At 64.9% G+C, this 16,045-nt stretch carries 17 protein-coding genes; 8 read left to right on the plus strand and 9 right to left on the minus strand.

Translation table 11 applies throughout. The features are described 5' to 3' along the window. Window positions 1–54 precede the first annotated feature (54 nt). Together trmB and Q2T94_RS20580 are read right to left on the minus strand one after the other, a co-directional pair. The gene (gene trmB / locus Q2T94_RS13255) at window positions 55–912 is read right to left on the minus strand and encodes a tRNA (guanosine(46)-N7)-methyltransferase TrmB (protein ID WP_302264923.1); all 858 of its coding nucleotides are present in this window, start codon (window positions 910–912) and stop codon (window positions 55–57) included. Then, window positions 913–1,425, minus strand: coding sequence for a polysaccharide deacetylase family protein (locus Q2T94_RS20580; protein WP_367281543.1), 513 nt, complete (start codon window positions 1,423–1,425; stop codon window positions 913–915). It abuts the gene before it with no gap. Window positions 1,426–1,507: 82 nt separating this feature from the next. Between Q2T94_RS20580 and Q2T94_RS13260 the strand changes: the two genes are divergently transcribed. From Q2T94_RS13260 to clpB, 4 genes are all read left to right on the plus strand, one after another. Further along, window positions 1,508–1,915 (plus strand): YccF domain-containing protein, encoded by a 408-nt coding sequence (locus tag Q2T94_RS13260; RefSeq protein WP_302264925.1) that lies wholly within the window; start codon window positions 1,508–1,510, stop codon window positions 1,913–1,915. A 146-nt stretch (window positions 1,916–2,061) separates the two neighbouring features. Further along, window positions 2,062–2,529, plus strand: coding sequence for a VOC family protein (locus Q2T94_RS13265; RefSeq protein WP_302264927.1), 468 nt, complete (start codon window positions 2,062–2,064; stop codon window positions 2,527–2,529). A gap of 383 nt (window positions 2,530–2,912) precedes the next feature. Next, on the plus strand, window positions 2,913–3,464 hold the full coding sequence (locus Q2T94_RS13270; RefSeq protein ID WP_302264929.1) for a YceI family protein: 552 nt from the start codon (window positions 2,913–2,915) through the stop codon (window positions 3,462–3,464). Window positions 3,465–3,628: 164 nt separating this feature from the next. Beyond that, window positions 3,629–6,220, plus strand: coding sequence for an ATP-dependent chaperone ClpB (gene clpB / locus Q2T94_RS13275; protein WP_302264931.1), 2,592 nt, complete (start codon window positions 3,629–3,631; stop codon window positions 6,218–6,220). Window positions 6,221–6,300: 80 nt separating this feature from the next. On the opposite strand, the gene Q2T94_RS13280 is transcribed toward clpB, so the two are convergent. Continuing rightward, complete coding sequence (locus Q2T94_RS13280) at window positions 6,301–6,777, minus strand: hypothetical protein (protein WP_302264933.1); 477 nt, start codon at window positions 6,775–6,777, stop codon at window positions 6,301–6,303. A gap of 314 nt (window positions 6,778–7,091) precedes the next feature. Between Q2T94_RS13280 and Q2T94_RS13285 the strand changes: the two genes are divergently transcribed. Together Q2T94_RS13285 and Q2T94_RS13290 are read left to right on the plus strand one after the other, a co-directional pair. Beyond that, a complete protein-coding gene (locus tag Q2T94_RS13285) occupies window positions 7,092–7,319 on the plus strand; it encodes a DUF3073 domain-containing protein (RefSeq protein ID WP_264270390.1) in 228 nt (75 codons plus the stop codon). A 143-nt stretch (window positions 7,320–7,462) separates the two neighbouring features. After that, complete coding sequence (locus Q2T94_RS13290) at window positions 7,463–8,416, plus strand: Sir2 family NAD-dependent protein deacetylase (protein WP_302264934.1); 954 nt, start codon at window positions 7,463–7,465, stop codon at window positions 8,414–8,416. A gap of 104 nt (window positions 8,417–8,520) precedes the next feature. Here Q2T94_RS13290 and purM read toward each other — a convergent pair whose 3' ends face one another. From purM to Q2T94_RS13320, 6 genes are all read right to left on the minus strand, one after another. After that, complete coding sequence (purM, locus tag Q2T94_RS13295) at window positions 8,521–9,663, minus strand: phosphoribosylformylglycinamidine cyclo-ligase (RefSeq protein ID WP_264270392.1); 1,143 nt, start codon at window positions 9,661–9,663, stop codon at window positions 8,521–8,523. A 19-nt stretch (window positions 9,664–9,682) separates the two neighbouring features. Continuing rightward, window positions 9,683–11,233, minus strand: a complete 1,551-nt coding sequence (gene purF / locus Q2T94_RS13300; RefSeq protein ID WP_264270393.1) for an amidophosphoribosyltransferase — start codon at window positions 11,231–11,233, stop codon at window positions 9,683–9,685. A gap of 62 nt (window positions 11,234–11,295) precedes the next feature. Then, the gene (locus Q2T94_RS13305) at window positions 11,296–11,622 is read right to left on the minus strand and encodes a hypothetical protein (RefSeq protein WP_302264936.1); all 327 of its coding nucleotides are present in this window, start codon (window positions 11,620–11,622) and stop codon (window positions 11,296–11,298) included. A gap of 13 nt (window positions 11,623–11,635) precedes the next feature. Beyond that, window positions 11,636–12,010, minus strand: coding sequence for a sterol carrier family protein (locus Q2T94_RS13310; RefSeq protein ID WP_302264937.1), 375 nt, complete (start codon window positions 12,008–12,010; stop codon window positions 11,636–11,638). Window positions 12,011–12,016: 6 nt separating this feature from the next. Beyond that, on the minus strand, window positions 12,017–13,024 hold the full coding sequence (locus Q2T94_RS13315; RefSeq protein ID WP_302264939.1) for an asparaginase: 1,008 nt from the start codon (window positions 13,022–13,024) through the stop codon (window positions 12,017–12,019). Window positions 13,025–13,029: 5 nt separating this feature from the next. After that, entirely contained in the window at window positions 13,030–13,650 is a 621-nt protein-coding gene (locus Q2T94_RS13320) for a class I SAM-dependent methyltransferase (RefSeq protein WP_302264940.1), read from the minus strand. Window positions 13,651–13,809: 159 nt separating this feature from the next. Here Q2T94_RS13320 and purD point away from each other — a divergent pair, with 159 nt between their 5' ends. Together purD and Q2T94_RS13330 are read left to right on the plus strand one after the other, a co-directional pair. After that, window positions 13,810–15,096, plus strand: a complete 1,287-nt coding sequence (purD, locus tag Q2T94_RS13325) for a phosphoribosylamine--glycine ligase (protein ID WP_302264942.1) — start codon at window positions 13,810–13,812, stop codon at window positions 15,094–15,096. Beyond that, on the plus strand, window positions 15,097–16,002 hold the full coding sequence (locus Q2T94_RS13330) for a phosphoribosylaminoimidazolesuccinocarboxamide synthase (protein WP_302264944.1): 906 nt from the start codon (window positions 15,097–15,099) through the stop codon (window positions 16,000–16,002). Window positions 16,003–16,045: the final 43 nt, after the last annotated feature.

Here is a 16,045-nt window from a genome sequence, read left to right on the forward strand (position 1 = left end):
ACGGGAGGGCGGTGCAGGGCCCAAACCCCGCACCGCCCCGGCATGGCGCTGGTCCTAAAGATCCTTGCGGTATGCCAGGTCGAAGATCAGCCGACCGGCCTTCAACGCCTTGCCCTCGAAGCTGGTCAGCGTGCGGCCCTCAAAGCGCGGGGCCCAGCCACCGCGCCCATCCGTGAAGCCGGGATCCCGGTCCTCGTTTTCCAGGCCGAGGCGGCGGACCCTGGTGAGGTTGCTGTCTTCGCCGGACAACTCGCCCGGGTGGAGGTTGGTGAATGCAGGGGCAGCGTCGAAGACATCCCGTATCTGCTCGGCATAGTTGGACCAGTCGGTCGCAAGACGGACAACGCCTCCGGGAACCAGGACACGTTCGAGCTTCTGGACGAAGGTGTCCTTGATGAGTCGGCGCTTGTGGTGGCGGATCTTGTGCCACGGATCGGAGAAGAACACCCAGATCTCGTCGGCCGAGGCTGCCGGGAGCATGGACTCCAGGACCTCCGGGGCGTTGGCCTGCACCGCACGCACGTTTGTCAGTTCGTTGTTTTCCACCCGGACCATGAGCGCAGCCAGTCCGGGCCGGTAGACCTCCACCGCCAGGAAGTCCTTGTCCCGGTTCTCACTGGCGGCAAATGCCATTGCCTCGCCCAGACCCGAACCGATCTCGACAATGAGCGGTGCCGTACGGCCGTAGAGGGCCTGCTGGTCGAATTCGTAGCCTTCGGCCACAGACGTGTCGGCCTGGTTGCGGGGTGGCTCGATGATGTACTTCTGCGCAGTGCGTTCCCAGGCATCGGCGCGGCGCCCGTGCAAGCGGCTGCCGCGGCGGACAAACGACACTGGTTCGGTTTGGTAAAAGCTGAGGTCGTCGACGGCGCGGCCGCTGACCGGCGCCTTGCGTTCTGGGGGAATGCTCATTTAGTTAAGGGTAGCGAACTTCAGTGTCCCACTTTCCCGGACTTCCACTGGCCGGGCTTCTCCCGCCTCGGCGCTGGCATAGGTCTCACCGGCACCAGGCCCCGCGGGGCCCATGAGCTCGGTGATGGCGACAAAGGCGTACTCCTTGGAGCGCAAACCGGGAAGGATCCTCGGTACGGAGGCAGTGTTGCGGTGTTTCCAGCCAAACGTGTCGACATCCAAAGAGACCCCGGGGGCGCCCGCGGGCCTGTCGCTGATGGAATGGCACGCACCGCAAGGCGGGCGCAGCAACGTCGCGGATGGGACGACGGCCTGGAAGATCATGTCATTGGTGCGGTCAATCTCACGTCGGATCCGGGACGAGGACAGCCAGGTATGAGGGCGATGGTTCCAAGGGGTCGAACACCTGCCCGGTCTTGAATCCGTGCCCGTAGTCAACACAGGCGGCATCCAACAATCTCCTACGCGTGGCCCGTGATTGTCGAATACCCAGGCGGATTCCTTCCGGATCATTGGAAAGCGTCACCGAACAATGGGGGATGGCTCAGGGTGTTACCCCATGGTGTGCCCCGGCCTCCAGGGAGAAACTTGAATCATGCGAAACACTCTTTCCGTGATCCTGAATATCATCTGGCTCGTTTTCGGCGGCATCTGGCTGGCGCTGGGCTACGTCCTGGCCGGGATCGTTTGCTGCCTGCTCATCGTGACGATTCCCTTTGGCATCGCGTCCTTCCGCATTGCCCTGTATGCGCTGTGGCCCTTCGGGCGCACCGTGGTGGACCGTGGCCAAGTAGGTGCTTTTTCAACCATAGGAAATGTCATCTGGGTGCTGGTGGCCGGCATCTGGATCGCCATCGGGCACGTCGTGACGGCGATCCCGATGTTCGTGAGCATCGTCGGCATTCCGCTGGGTCTCGCGAATCTGAAGATGATCCCGATATCCCTCATGCCCCTGGGCAAGGAAATCGTTCCGAGCGCCCGATACATGCCGATGTCCCGCTGAGGCCCGCGACCGCCGTATGGCGGCGGAGAGGAGTATCAAACTTCAACGACGGATATCGGCGCCGCCCCTTGTATCTCGAAGATGCGATTTCTAGTCTGTGGTTGTGAGAAGCAACGCCAATTGTCGACTGGATGAGGCCAAGACCGATGAAAGACCTGATTAACTGCCTGTGGTTCGATGGACAAGGGCTGGAAGCAGCCCGGTTCTACACCGGCATTTTCCCGAATTCCCGGATCGTTTCACAACTCGACATGGACACGCAGGGGAATCCGGTGAACGAGCCGCTGACAGTCGAATTCAATCTCGATGGACGTCCCTTCGTTGCACTTAACGGTGGCCCGCTCTTCAAGTTCAACGAAGCCATTTCCTTCCAAATCATGTGCGAGGACCAGACCGAGGTCGACTACTTCTGGGACAAGCTCACCGACGGTGGGGAAGAAAGCCAGTGCGGTTGGCTCAAGGACCGCTTTGGCATGTCCTGGCAGGTCGTTCCGGTTCGCATGGTCGAGTTGCTCAGCGACCCGGATCCGGAGGTCGCCCGAAGGGTGGTCGAAGCGTTCATGCCCATGAGGAAACTTGATATCGCGGTTCTGGAGGCCGCTGCCAAGGGATAAGTGGACGGCTGACCTTTCAGGTGCCTCTGCGCGTGCGCGGGGGCCGGGTGCAGCGGAGGCGCTCCTCTGCGTGATCGCGACCGTGGGCCCAGGGGCACGGTCGTCTTGAACAGGTCCGCGTTTTATCCGGCACGGGCACCTTGCCCTGGGCCTGCCGACCCACTTCCTGCCCTGTCCGCGTTTTCAGCGGCGGACCGGTGGCATCCGAGCCAAGGGCATGGCCGGTCCCCACCGGATAGCGCGACTCCGGCCGTGCCCTTCGAAAGTCTCGTGGATCCCGGCAAAAAATAGCGGGAAATCGGAGACGTTCGTCCATTGCGTTGGTAATGTGAGCAGCAGTCGGGGGGGGACTAACTCTGCTGCACCGCAACCAAGGGGGAACAATGACCCAGCTCGATCCAGCCTACGCGGGGACGTGGCGATTCGATCCAGGCCACACTCGTATCGGCTTCAACGCCCGACACGCGATGGTGACGAAGGTGCGGGGTGCCTTCAACGAAGTCGAGGGAACCATTCATGTCGACGTGGAGGATGTTGGTAAAAGCACTGTCGAGATGTCGGTGAAGGTGGCCAGTGTCGACACGCGCAACGCAGACCGCGACAAGCACCTGCGGACCAACGACTTCTTCGATGCTCCGAAATACCCCAAAATCGTCTTCCGGTCCACGCGCATCGACCAAGTGGATGAGAACAGCTTCATCGTCAACGGCGAACTGACCATTAAGGACACCACGCGCGAGATTGCCGTCCCCATCGAATTCACCGGCGTTGAGACCGACCCGTTCGGCAACCTCCGTGCGGGCTTTGAGGGCAGCCGCCGCATTGACCGCCGCGAGTACGGCGTAAGTTGGAACAAGGCGCTCGATTCAGGGGGCGTCCTGGTATCCGAACGAGTGCTGCTCGAGTTCGAGGTCTCGGCGATCAAGGAAGTCTAGGGCGGGTCGGTGCGCGCCCGTGCCGGCCTCCGCATGACCGAACGTCGGCAACCCCTTGGGGGTCGCCGACGTTTCGGCGTTTGGGCAGGAATATTCTTCGGCTGTCCATAGTTGAGTGATGTAGACTCAAGTTTGAGTGATTAGCCAACAACGAAGGGATGAGTATGGACACGAAGTTGACGACCAAGAGCCAGGAAGCCCTTTCCGCTTCGGGAATGAACGCCTCCACGGCGGGAAACCCGCAGGTGGAGCCCGCGCACCTGCTCAAGGCGCTTGTTGACCAGCGCGAATCGGTGGCCGTGGCAATGCTGAAGGCCGCCGGGATCGACCCGGACCAGGTTTCGGTCCAGGCCAGTGCCGCCATCAAGGCCTTGCCCACTTCATCCGGGAACAGCGTGGCCCAAGCCCAGTACTCGCGCGGCATCCTGCAAGCCATCACCGCCGCCCAGCAGGCCGCGGCGGCCATGGGTGACGCATACGTCTCCACCGAGCATCTGATGCTGGGCCTGAGCGAAGACACCGGCGCCGCCGGCAAGGCCCTGCGCGAGTCCGGGGCCACGCGGAAGGCCCTTGCCAGCGCCCTGCCCTCGATCCGCGGCGACCGCAAGGTCAACAACCCCGATCCCGAAAACACCTTCCAGGCACTGGAAAAGTTCGGCACCGACATGACGGCCATTGCCCGTTCGGGCAAGCTTGATCCGGTGATCGGGCGCGACACCGAGATCCGCCGCCTCGTGCAGGTTCTTTCGCGTCGCACCAAGAACAACCCGGTGCTCATCGGGGAACCCGGGGTGGGCAAGACCGCAGTGGTCGAAGGCCTGGCCCAGCGCATGGTTGCCGGGGACGTTCCCGAATCGCTGCGCGGCAAGACGCTGATTTCCCTGGACCTCGGCGCCATGGTTGCCGGGGCGAAATACCGCGGCGAATTCGAGGAACGCCTCAAGGCCGTCCTCGAAGAGATCAAGGCCTCCGACGGGCAGATCGTCACGTTCATCGACGAGATCCACACTGTCGTGGGTGCAGGAGCATCCGAGGGTGCCATGGATGCCGGCAACATGCTCAAGCCCATGCTGGCCCGCGGCGAGTTGCGCCTGATTGGCGCCACAACGCTCGATGAGTATCGCCAGAACATCGAGAAGGACCCGGCCCTCGAACGACGCTTCGCGCAGGTGTACGTGGGGGAGCCGAGCGTCAATGACACCATTGCCATCCTGCGCGGGCTCAAGCAGCGCTACGAGGCGCACCACAAGGTCACGATCGCCGACTCGGCGCTAGTGGCCGCGGCGAGCCTCTCCGACCGCTACATCGCCGGGCGCCAGCTTCCGGACAAGGCCATCGACCTGGTCGACGAGGCGGCCAGCCGGCTGCGCATGGAAATCGACTCGTATCCCGAGGAAATCGACCAGCTGCGTCGGTCGGTGGATCGCCTGACCATGGAGGAGCTGGCCCTCAAGGATGAAACCGATCCCGGATCCCGCGAACGGCTCGAGGCGTTGCGCGCCGACATGGCGGACAAGAAGGAAGAGCTCGATGCGCTCAACGCGCGCTGGGAATCGGAGAAGGCAGGCCTGAACCGGGTCGGCGACCTCAAGGTGCGCCTGGACGATCTGCGTTCGCGTGCCGAGAAACTGCAGCGCGAGGGCGACCTGGAGGGCGCCTCGCGGCTGCTCTACGGGGAGATCCCGGCGCTGGAAAAGGACATGGACGATGCTGCACGCGCGGAAGCCTCCGGCGGCGACCAGGAATTGATGGTGGCCGATGAGGTCACTGCCGACGACATTGCCGAGGTCATCTCCGCGTGGACGGGCATCCCGGCGGGTCGCATGCTGCAGGGCGAAAGCCAGAAGCTGCTGCACATGGAGGATTTCCTTGGCCACCGGCTGATCGGACAACAGAAGGCTGTCGTCTCGGTGTCCGACGCGGTGCGCCGTGCCCGGGCCGGGATCTCCGACCCCGACCGCCCGACAGGTTCGTTCCTGTTCCTTGGCCCCACGGGCGTGGGCAAGACCGAATTGGCCAAGGCCCTGGCCGACTTCCTTTTCGACGATGAACGCGCCATGGTTCGCATCGACATGAGCGAGTATTCGGAGAAGCACGCGGTCGCGCGGCTTGTCGGCGCCCCTCCGGGATACGTCGGCTATGAGGAAGGCGGCCAGCTCACCGAGGCCGTGCGTCGGCGGCCCTACTCGGTGGTGCTGCTCGACGAGGTCGAGAAGGCCCACCCCGAGGCCTTCGACATCCTGCTGCAGGTCCTGGACGACGGGCGTCTCACCGACGGGCAGGGACGCACGGTCGATTTCCGCAATGTCATCCTGATCATGACCTCGAACCTGGGTTCGCAGTTCATGGTCGACCAGACGTTGCCCGAGGACACCAAGCGGGAGGCCGTGATGAATCTGGTGAACTCCTCGTTCAAGCCCGAGTTCCTGAACCGGCTGGATGACGTGATCATGTTCGACGCGCTCTCGCTGGAGGAGCTGGGTTCGATTGTGGCCCTGCAGGTCGACACTCTGGCCCGGCGTCTCGCCGGACGCCGCCTGCAGCTCGAGGTGGACGACCAAGCCCGTGACTGGCTGGCCCTGACCGGCTTCGATCCCGCCTTCGGCGCCCGGCCACTGCGTCGGCTCGTGCAGCGCGAAATCGGGGACAGGCTGGCTCGCGAATTGCTGGCCGGAAGCATCCAGGACGGCGACACCGTCGTGGTCGGCGTCAATGCGTCCGCAGATGGGCTCATCGTCTCCTCGCGCCGAGGATAACGGCCGACCGCATCACGCCGGTGCCCGGGAGTGGTTGTTGCCACTCCCGGGCACCGGCGAGGCTTTTCAGGCCCGGGGGATCAGGTGTTCAGGGCGGAGGTTTCGGCCGGAAGCATGGACACCCGCACGGTTCCCTCGTTCAGGGCCAGAAAACAGGCAACCGCTCTGTCGCCGGTCTGCCATGTTGCTTCGGAGGGGCGGGAGAAATGATAGGACCAGCCGGTGTCCAGGGGGCTGGTCGGATCCAAGGGGACGGATTTACAAAGCTCCTCGGATTGCGCAAGGATTGCCTCGGGTCCGGGGAATGCATCCCCTTCGATCGTGAAGGTCCCGATGAGTTGTGCGTTGTGGGCGGTCTCGCAGGTGACGACGGTTGACGGTTCGAGCGGGCCGGTAAATCCCTGAAGGCAATCGCCGTCTCGGAATTGATCCGCAGGGACGTCGGATGCGATGATCCCGTCGAGGCCCGGGGATGCGTTTCGCGTCACTTCCGCAACCGGTTCCGGGGCGTCTTCCTGGCCGAAAAACCTGTCGGCCCCGTAGATCACAATCAACATGATTCCCAGTGCGCCGAGCAACGCCCAAAGGGCCGGGGCACGCCACCAAGAACGCGTCTGTGACTTGGCACTTAGAGCAGGAAGCGCGGCTCTCGGCTCTGGCTGTGGCGGATCAGGCAAGCAAGCTCCCGGGCGGTTGGCAGTCGACTTGGTGGACAAAATAATACTCTACCGGCGGAACGGAGGTTCCGGGCAGGCACTCGCCGCCGAATCATGTTAACCTTGAAATACGAAAGAATTAGTCACATATTCTGGGGCCTCCACCTGACACGGGTGGACCACCTCCAGATCTACTGAAAAAAGGGGGTCACGCCATGGGGCGCGGCCGTCAGAAGGCAAAAGCGACACGACAGGCCAGGGACATGAAATATTTCTCCCCGGCCACTGATTTGTCCGCCTTGGAACGCGAGCTTGGAAAGAATCGTGGTCACAGTACCTCGACACCAAGCCCTGTCGACGTACCTTACGAATCCAATTATTCGGATTACGAAGACAAGTACGCAGACGATGACGACGAGGACGACCAACGGCGCATCAGCTGATGCGCCGACTCCCTGAAGTGACCGTCGGAAAATAGGCGGTTATGGTTTTTCCAGTACGTGAAAACGGCAGCCGTGGCCACCGCGCAGTAACTGCGTCGGTGACCGCGGCCTTTGCCATGCCCGGGGAGCCGAGGTAATCTAACATGCTTCATGAGGGTCGGCTCGGGATCCAGATGGCGCACCGCGCAGCCATTCGTTCGATCGAACGCGTGGTTGGCGAGAATGCCCCGTTGCAGGATGCTGCCATTGCCGCCGCCGGCATCCGCAGGATGCTGGAGGCAGGGTCCGTGCTGGTGCTCACCGGTGCCGGGGTGTCCACCGATTCGGGGATCCCCGACTACAGGGGGCCGAAGGGCTCGCTGCTGCGCCACCGGCCCATGACCTACCAGGAATTCCTGCACGAGCCCAGCGCCCGGCACCGGTATTGGGCACGCAGCTTCGTGGGTTGGAGGCACATGGCCCAGGCGGCGCCGAACTCCATCCACCGCAGCTTGGCGCAGTGGGAAGCAACGGGAAAAATCAGCGGCATCGTCACGCAAAACGTCGACGGGCTACATGTGGCCGCGGGTTCCCTGAACGTCATCCCCCTTCACGGTGACTTGCAACAGATCAGTTGCCTGAACTGCGGAGCACTGGAGAACCGGGAGAACCTCGATGTCAGGCTGCACGAGGCGAATCCCGGCTACCTGGAGCGCATCGACCTGGATCCCTCGCTGGTGAATCCCGACGGCGACGTGACCCTCGACGAGGCCCATGTGGCCGAGTTCCACATGATTGGTTGCCTGGTGTGCGGATCGAAGAAGTTGAAGCCCAATGTGGTCTACTTCGGCGAGAACGTCCCACCCGAGCGCAAGGTTCGGCTCAAGGAACTCGAGGCCCAATCGGCTTCCCTGCTGGTCATCGGCTCTTCGCTTGCCGTCATGAGCGGCTACAAGCTACTGCTGGACGCCCGCAGCTCCGGCAAACCGGTCGGCCTGATCAACGGCGGTCCCACCCGCGGCGACTCCAAGGCCGACTACAGGTGGCGCAGCAACATCGCCGAGGCCATTGCCGTCCTGGAATCATCTGGCGACGGGGCCGTGCGCTGGCCCATGTAGCCGTGGCCCATGCCTTTGAGCCTCGTGTCCGGCCCGGGCGGTTAATCAGTTGAGGGACCGTGCCCAATGGGCGCGGTCCCTCAACGGATCAAGGCTCCTGGCAGTTAGCCGGCGAAGTTGCCGCGCATGAGCACGGCACCGCCGTCAACACCCTTGGCACCCTGGACGTAGTCCTGACCTGCGGTCTTGGCTTCCTCGGTCACCGCGCCAACGGTGCCCATCACCCACGAGTTCATGCCGCGGGCGTTTAGGCGGGCCAGTGCCGCGTCGGCGATCTCGGCATCGACGATGGCAACCATGCCGACACCCAGGTTGAGCGTGCGCTCCAGGTCCGGCTGCGGCACGGAACCGAGCTCGGCCATGACCTTGAAGACGGCCGGAAGTGCCCAGCTGGAGCGTTCCACGGTGGCCATCAGGCCCTGCGGCAGCACTCGGGCCAGGTTGGCGGCCAGGCCGCCGCCGGTGACGTGGCTGAAGCCGTGCACCTTGATGGCGCCGTCGACGTTGAACGCGCGGACCAAATCCAGGCAGTCCATGGTGTAGATGCGGGTCGGTTCCAGCAGTTCCTCGCCCAGGGTGCGGCCGAATTCCGGCACGTGGCGATCCAGGGCCCAGCCTGCGTGTGCGACGATGCTGCGCACCAGCGAGTAGCCGTTGGAGTGGATGCCGGAGGCCGACATGCCGATGATGACATCGCCGTCCTTGACGCGTTCCGGGCCGAGCAGGCCGTCGGCCTCGACGATGCCGGTGGCGGCACCGGCGACATCGTATTCGTGCTCGCCCAGCAGGCCCGGGTGCTCGGCGGTTTCGCCGCCGACTAGAGCGGTGCCGGCAATCTGGCAACCCTCGGCGATGCCGCGGACGATGTCGGCGATGCGCTCGGGCACGACCTTGCCACAGGCAATGTAGTCGGTCATGAACAGCGGTTCGGCACCCACGACGACGATGTCATCGACGACCATGCCGACCAGGTCGTGGCCGATGGTGTGGTGGATGTCCATGGCCTGGGCAATGGCGACCTTGGTGCCGACGCCGTCGGTGGAGGTGGCCAGCAGCGGCTTCTTGTAGGAAAGGAACTTCGAGGCGTCGTAGAGGCCTGCGAAGCCCCCCACCCCGCCCAGGACGTTGGCGTTGTGGGTGGCCTTGATGGCGCCCTTCATCAATTCAACGGCGCGGTCACCGGCCTCGACATCGACACCGGCCGAAGCATAGGTGATTCCGGAATTCTCAGGGGTGGCACTTGTCATCTCTGAAACTGTCCTTTGCTTAGTTGCGCGGTGTTTTGTCTGCGGCGGTGAGTGCCGACTCGAATTCGGCATCCGGGCCCGGCTCACATCCCGCCTGGTTGCTTCGTTCAAGCAGGTTCTTGCCGATGCGGTCCGAACCCGGCAATGCGATCGGGTAGTCCCCGGTGAAGCATGCGGTGCACAGGCGTTCGCGCTTCTGGAGGGTGGCGTCGATCATGCCGTCCTCGGAAATGTAGGCGAGCGAGTCGGCCCCGATGGACTGGCTGATCTCGTCCACTGCAGCGCCGTTGGCAATGAGCTCGGCGCGGGTGGCGAAGTCGATGCCGTAGAAGCATGGCCACTTGATGGGCGGGGAGGAGATCTTCACATGGATCTCCGCGGCGCCGGCCTCGCGCAGCATGCGCACCACGGCGCGCTGGGTGTTGCCACGGACGATCGAGTCGTCGACGACGACAACGCGCTTGCCCTTGATAACGGGCTCCAGGGCGTTGAGCTTGAGCTTGATGCCCAGCTGGCGCAGCGTCTGGGACGGCTGGATGAAGGTTCGTCCCACGTAGGCGTTCTTCACGAAGCCGTGGGCGAAGGGGATGCCCGACTGCTCGGCGTAGCCGATGGCGGCAGGGGTGCCGGATTCGGGAACGGGGATGACGATGTCGGCCTCGGCGGCGTTTTCGCGGGCCAGCTGGCGGCCCATTTCCACGCGGGACTCGTAAACCGAACGGCCGTTGATCGAGGCATCCGGGCGGGCAAGGTACACGTACTCGAAGACGCAGGCGGCCGGAGTGGCGGCGCCGAAACGCTGAGAGCGCACGCCTTCCGCGTCGATGGCGATGAACTCGCCCGGTTCGATTTCGCGGATGAAGCTTGCACCCACGGTGGCCAAGGCTGCCTGTTCGGAGGCCACTACCCATCCGCGCTCGAGACGGCCGAGCACCAGCGGACGTACGCCGTAGGTGTCGCGTGCGGCGTAGAGGGTGTGCTCGTCCATGAAGACGAAGCAGAAGGCGCCGCTGAGCTTGGGCAGCAGGCGCAGCGCCGACTCTTCCAGGGTTTCGCCGTTGGAGCCGTTGAGCAGTGCCGTCACCAGTGCGGTGTCGGTGGTGTTGCCCTGGGCGATTTCGCCGCGGACCTTTTCCTCGGACTCTGCATGGAGGTCGTTGACCATTTCCATGAGCTCGGCCGAGTTGGTCAGGTTGCCGTTGTGCGCCAGCGCCACGGTGCCCGCAGCGGTGGGGCCGAGCGTCGGCTGGGCGTTGGCCCAGTGGCTTGCCCCGGTTGTGGAGTAGCGGCAGTGGCCAATGGCCAGGTGCCCGGGCATGGAATTGAGGGTGTTCTCGTCGAACACCTGGGAGACCAGACCCATGTCCTTGTAGACATTGATCCGCTGTCCGTCACTCGTGGCCAATCCGGCCGATTCCTGCCCGCGATGCTGAAGCGCATACAGACCGTAATAGGTCAGTTTCGCCACTTCTTCGCCGGGAGCCCAAACACCGAAGACACCGCATTCATCCTGCGGGCCCTTCTCGTTGGGCAAAAGATCATGATTTAGGTTTCCGTCACCACGCGCCATAGGAATTATTCTCTCACGAGCAAGGGGCACGATGGGGCGTGAAGTCACCCACAGGGACGGTTCTAGCGGTGTTCTGGATCACCCATCGGCACGGCAAGCGCGCGACGTGCCTTCTTGCGTGTGATGCGATCCACAACCAGGAATACGATGCTGGCGAGCAGGACGCCGAAGAAGGCAAAGCCGACGGACAGGAATCCTGCCACGGAGGCGCGCGTGAAGTTCGCCGATTCCTCGCCGGTGTACGCGGACACGAGGGCAACGACGACGCCCACCAGGGCGCCAATGCCCACGAACGGCCAGAACCTTGGCGCCGCGTAGACCTCCACCTCGACCTGGGTGCCTGACTCGTCGGCGGGGGTGGGATTGGTGGGGTTCTGGCTGGATTCCATACCCTCTAGGGTACTAAACCAGGGGCAGTTCGGCGGACAGGTCGGCGCGCAACCCGGAGGCGGAGACCTTTCCGGTGGCCAGCGCCGCGTCCCAGCCGATCTTGCCGGAGGCCAGCGCCAGCCAGAGCTGGGCGGGAAGCTCGATGACGTTCGGGGGAGTGCCGCGGGTGTGCCGCGGACCCGCGATGCATTGGGTCACCCCGAACGGCGGAACGCGCACCTCCACGGAGTTGCCCTCGGCGCGGCTGGCCAGTTCCTCCAGCGTGTAGCGCACGGCCAGGGCTATGACCGGGCGGGGCAGCGCCGCGGCTTCCGCTTCTTCGGCCTCGATCCACCGGCCGAGGGCACGGGCCCCTTCTGCCGGATCAATGCGTCGCTTGATGGCCACGGGATATCAGGAATCCAACAGGTCCATGACCGGGGTTGCCAGGCGCACCGAACCCACGGGGGCATCCCCGCCGAGCACCGGACGGGTCAGCTTGGCCAGGGTGTCGGCCAGTTGGCCGGTGGTAATGGCGCCGGCGTTGGCCAGCAGCGTCAGGCCCAGCAGGTCGGTTCCACGGCCCGATCCGTCCTGCATCTTCACGGCCACGGCCGTTCCGTTGGGGGCTGCGAGCATCAACACGCCCTCGGCGCCGAGCTTGGCGATGACCCCCAGGTCCTCCATCACCAGGGAGTTGGGCAGGCCGTGTCCCTGGACCGCCCACGGGTAGTCCAGCATCGCCGTGGCAATGGTTGCCGCCCGCGCCTCGGCATGCTTGTTCCCCGGGGCCTGGGCCAGCTTGGAAGCGGCCCGGGCAAGTCCGGCCAAGGAGATCACCGGTACCGGCGCCCCGCATCCGTCGACGCCCAGGTGGGAGATTTTCTCCCCGGCATAATCCTCGATGACCTCGATGACCCTTTGCTGCAGGGGGTGGTCCGCGGAGAGATAGGTCTTGGTGTCCCAGCCGTTTTCCGTGCAGGCCCACAGGAATGCCGCGTGCTTGCCCGAGCAGTTGAACGACAGTGCCGACTTCTGAAGTCCCGCCCGCAACCGTTCGGCGCGTGTTTCGGGGTCTGCCGGCCAGGCGGCGGGGCACAGCAGGTCGGATTCGTCCAGGCCGGCCTTGGCCAGCATGGATTCAACGACGTCGGTGTGTTCAGTGCTCCCCGCGTGGCTGGCGCAGGCCAGGGCCACCTGGGCGCCGCGCAGCGGAACTCCGCACTGCATGGAGGCAAGGGCCTGGAAGGGCTTGAGGGCGGAGCGCGGGTACACCAGGGTGTTCGGGTTTCCCAGCGCGGTGAGCACCTCGCCCGCGGCATCAACGACCACCGCGGAACCGCGGTGGCGGGATTCAACGAAGCCGTTGCGCTCGAGCACCACAAGGTCGACGGTTTCGGAGGCAATCAGCGTTTCGGGCATGTGACCTAGTTTACGGTCTGCGTGCTCTCCATCAATGCAACGACGAAGTCCGAGTCGGGGCACAGCGGACGCATGTCCCAGGTGGAAAAGCTGGAAGCGATCCGCAGGCCGGCCGCTGCCACGTCGGCCTCGAACGTTCCGAAGGCGTAGTCCTTGAGCAGGGAGAAGCCCACGACCAGTCGGCCGCGGGGCGCCAGATGCGCGGCCAGCGACGACAGTACGGCGCCGGCGGTGCCCGGTGCCACGAAGGCCAGGACGTTTCCGGGGGAGACGACCACGTCGAAGGTTTCGCGGGTCCCGGAGGCATCCCGCAGGTCCAGCGATGCCAGGTTACCGGGCAGCCACCGGCAGCCGGGGAAATCGCGTTGGGCGGCGGCCAAGAGCTCCTCGTCCAGGTCCACTCCGGTGACCCGGTGTCCGCGAGCGGCAAGCGCCCCGCCCACCCGCCCGGTCCCGCAGCCGGCATCGAGCACGCGCGCGTCCCGCGGGAGCAACGCATCAACGAACCTCGCCTCGCCGTCGAGGTCTGCGCCGGATTCGCGCAGTTGAGCAAAGCGGTCGATGTAGTTCTTGGCCTGCTTCGGATCTTGGCGGGCCTGCTGCTGCCACAAGGTTTCCTTCTCCATGTACACGAGCATAGGCGCAGCCACCGCTTGCCTGCGGGGTCGGGATCGGGGCGCACCGCCCGGGGAGGACGGCGGACCCGGTGCGAAGTTGGCGCAAATGCGTCGGTCCCGCGACCCGGGTGGGCACTGAGGGGACCGGAGCCGGTAGGCTTAAGCCTCGTGAAGGTACTGGTTATTGGCCCCGGCGGCCGCGAACATGCACTGATCCGCGCTTTGGCTTCGGATCCCTACGTCACCGACCTGCATTGCGCACCCGGCAATGCCGGGATATCGCGTGACGTCACCACCCACCAAATCGATGCCCAGGATCCCGCGGCAGTGGTGGCACTTGCCCGCGAACTGGGCTCGGATCTGGTGGTGGTTGGTCCCGAGGCGCCACTGGCGGCAGGTGTTGCCGACGCACTGATCTCCGCGAACATCCCCGTCTTTGGCCCCACGCAAGCGGCTGCCCAGCTGGAGGCCTCCAAGGCCTTCGCCAAGACGGTCATGGCCGAGGCAGGCGTGCCCACCGCCATGGCCAAGGTCGCCACCAACTCCGAGGAAGCGGCCGAGGCGCTCGATGCCTTCGGCGCCCCCTATGTGGTCAAAGACGATGGCCTGGCAGCCGGCAAGGGCGTCGTGGTCACGTCCGACCGCGCAGAGGCCCTGGCCCACGCCGACTCCTGCTTTGAGGCCGGCGGCACCGTGGTCATCGAGGAATTCCTCGACGGCCCGGAGGTTTCCCTCTTTGTCATCTGCGACGGCACCCATGCCGTCCCGCTGGCACCCGCCCAGGACTTCAAGCGCATCTTTGATGGCGACGAGGGACCGAACACCGGCGGCATGGGCGCCTACTCGCCGCTGCCCTGGCTGCCCGCCGGCTTCGTCGACGAGGTCATGGACCGCGTCGCCTACCCGACGCTGCGCGACATGGCCTCCCGCGGCACCCCCTTCACCGGGGTGCTGTACTGCGGCCTGGCCATCACCGGCCGCGGCATCCGCGTCATTGAATTCAACGCACGCTTCGGCGACCCCGAGACCCAGGCAGTGCTCGCACGCCTGAAGACCCCGCTGGGCGGACTGCTGATGGCAGCGGCCAAGGGCGAACTCGATGACGCCGAGTTGCTGCACTGGCGCCCCGAGACCGCCGTCGGAGTGGTCCTGGCAGCCGAAAACTACCCCGATGCCCCCGTCAAGGGAGCGGCGATCCAGGGGATTGAAGCGGCAGAGGCCATCGAGGACGTCTCGGTGCTGCACGCCGGAACCACCCGCAACGAGTCAGGCGAAACCATCGTCGACGGCGGCCGCGTGCTGGCAGTCGTGGGCCTCGGTGCCGACCTGCACGCCGCGCGCGACAAGGCCTACGAAGGCGTCGCTGCCATCTCCTGGGACGGTGCCCAGCACCGCACCGACATTGCGCTGAAGGCCGCCAACGGCCAGATCAGCGTCTCGGAAGGAACACACTAGATGTCAGGCCTGCAAACCGAAACCCTGGACCTGCCGGGGTGGACCCACCACTACTCGGGCAAGGTCCGCGACCTCTACATTCCGGCCGATTCCTCCTTCGAGGAAACCGACCGCGTCCTGGTGGTTGCCAGCGACAGGATCAGCGCCTTTGACTACGTGCTGGAATCCGAGATCCCGGACAAGGGCAAGGTGCTGACCCAGTTGAGCCTGTGGTGGTTCGACAAGCTGGCCGGAATCCCCAACCACGTCATCTCCACCGACGTGCCGGACGCCGTTGCCGGCAGGGCCATGGTCTGCAAGAAGCTGGACATGTTCCCCATCGAGTGCATCGCCCGCGGCTACCTGACCGGCTCCGGGCTGGCCGAATACAAGGACCGCCAGACGGTCTGCGCGCTTCCGCTGAAGGCCGGCATGGTCGATGGCTCCAAGCTGGAACCTGCCATCTTCACCCCCTCGGCCAAGGCCGAGGTCGGCGAGCACGACGAAAACATCACCTTCGAGGAAACCGCTGCCCGCATCGGCGGCCAGCAGGCCGCCGACCTGCGCGACGCCACCTTGGCCCTGTACACCCGCGCCGAGGAAATTGCCCGCACCCGCGGCATCATCCTGGCCGACACCAAGGTCGAGTTCGGGATCGATCCGTCCAACGGCGAGATCACCCTGGGCGATGAGGTGCTGACCCCGGACTCCTCGCGCTTTTGGGACGCGGAGACCTACTCCCCGGGGCAGGCGCAGCCGTCCTTCGACAAGCAGTTCGTCCGCGACTGGCTCACCTCCGAGGCCTCCGGCTGGGACAAGAACTCCGGCGAGGAACCCCCGGCGCTGCCGGCGGAGATCATCGAGCGTACCCGTGCGCGCTACATCGATGCCTACGAGCGGCTGACGGGACTGACCTTCAGCGCCTGATCCGCGCCACCGGCAAAGGCCCTGGCCCCCTCCATGCAGGACG

Source organism: Paeniglutamicibacter sulfureus, assembly GCF_030512175.1.
In the GTDB taxonomy this organism is placed as follows: domain Bacteria; phylum Actinomycetota; class Actinomycetes; order Actinomycetales; family Micrococcaceae; genus Paeniglutamicibacter; species Paeniglutamicibacter sulfureus.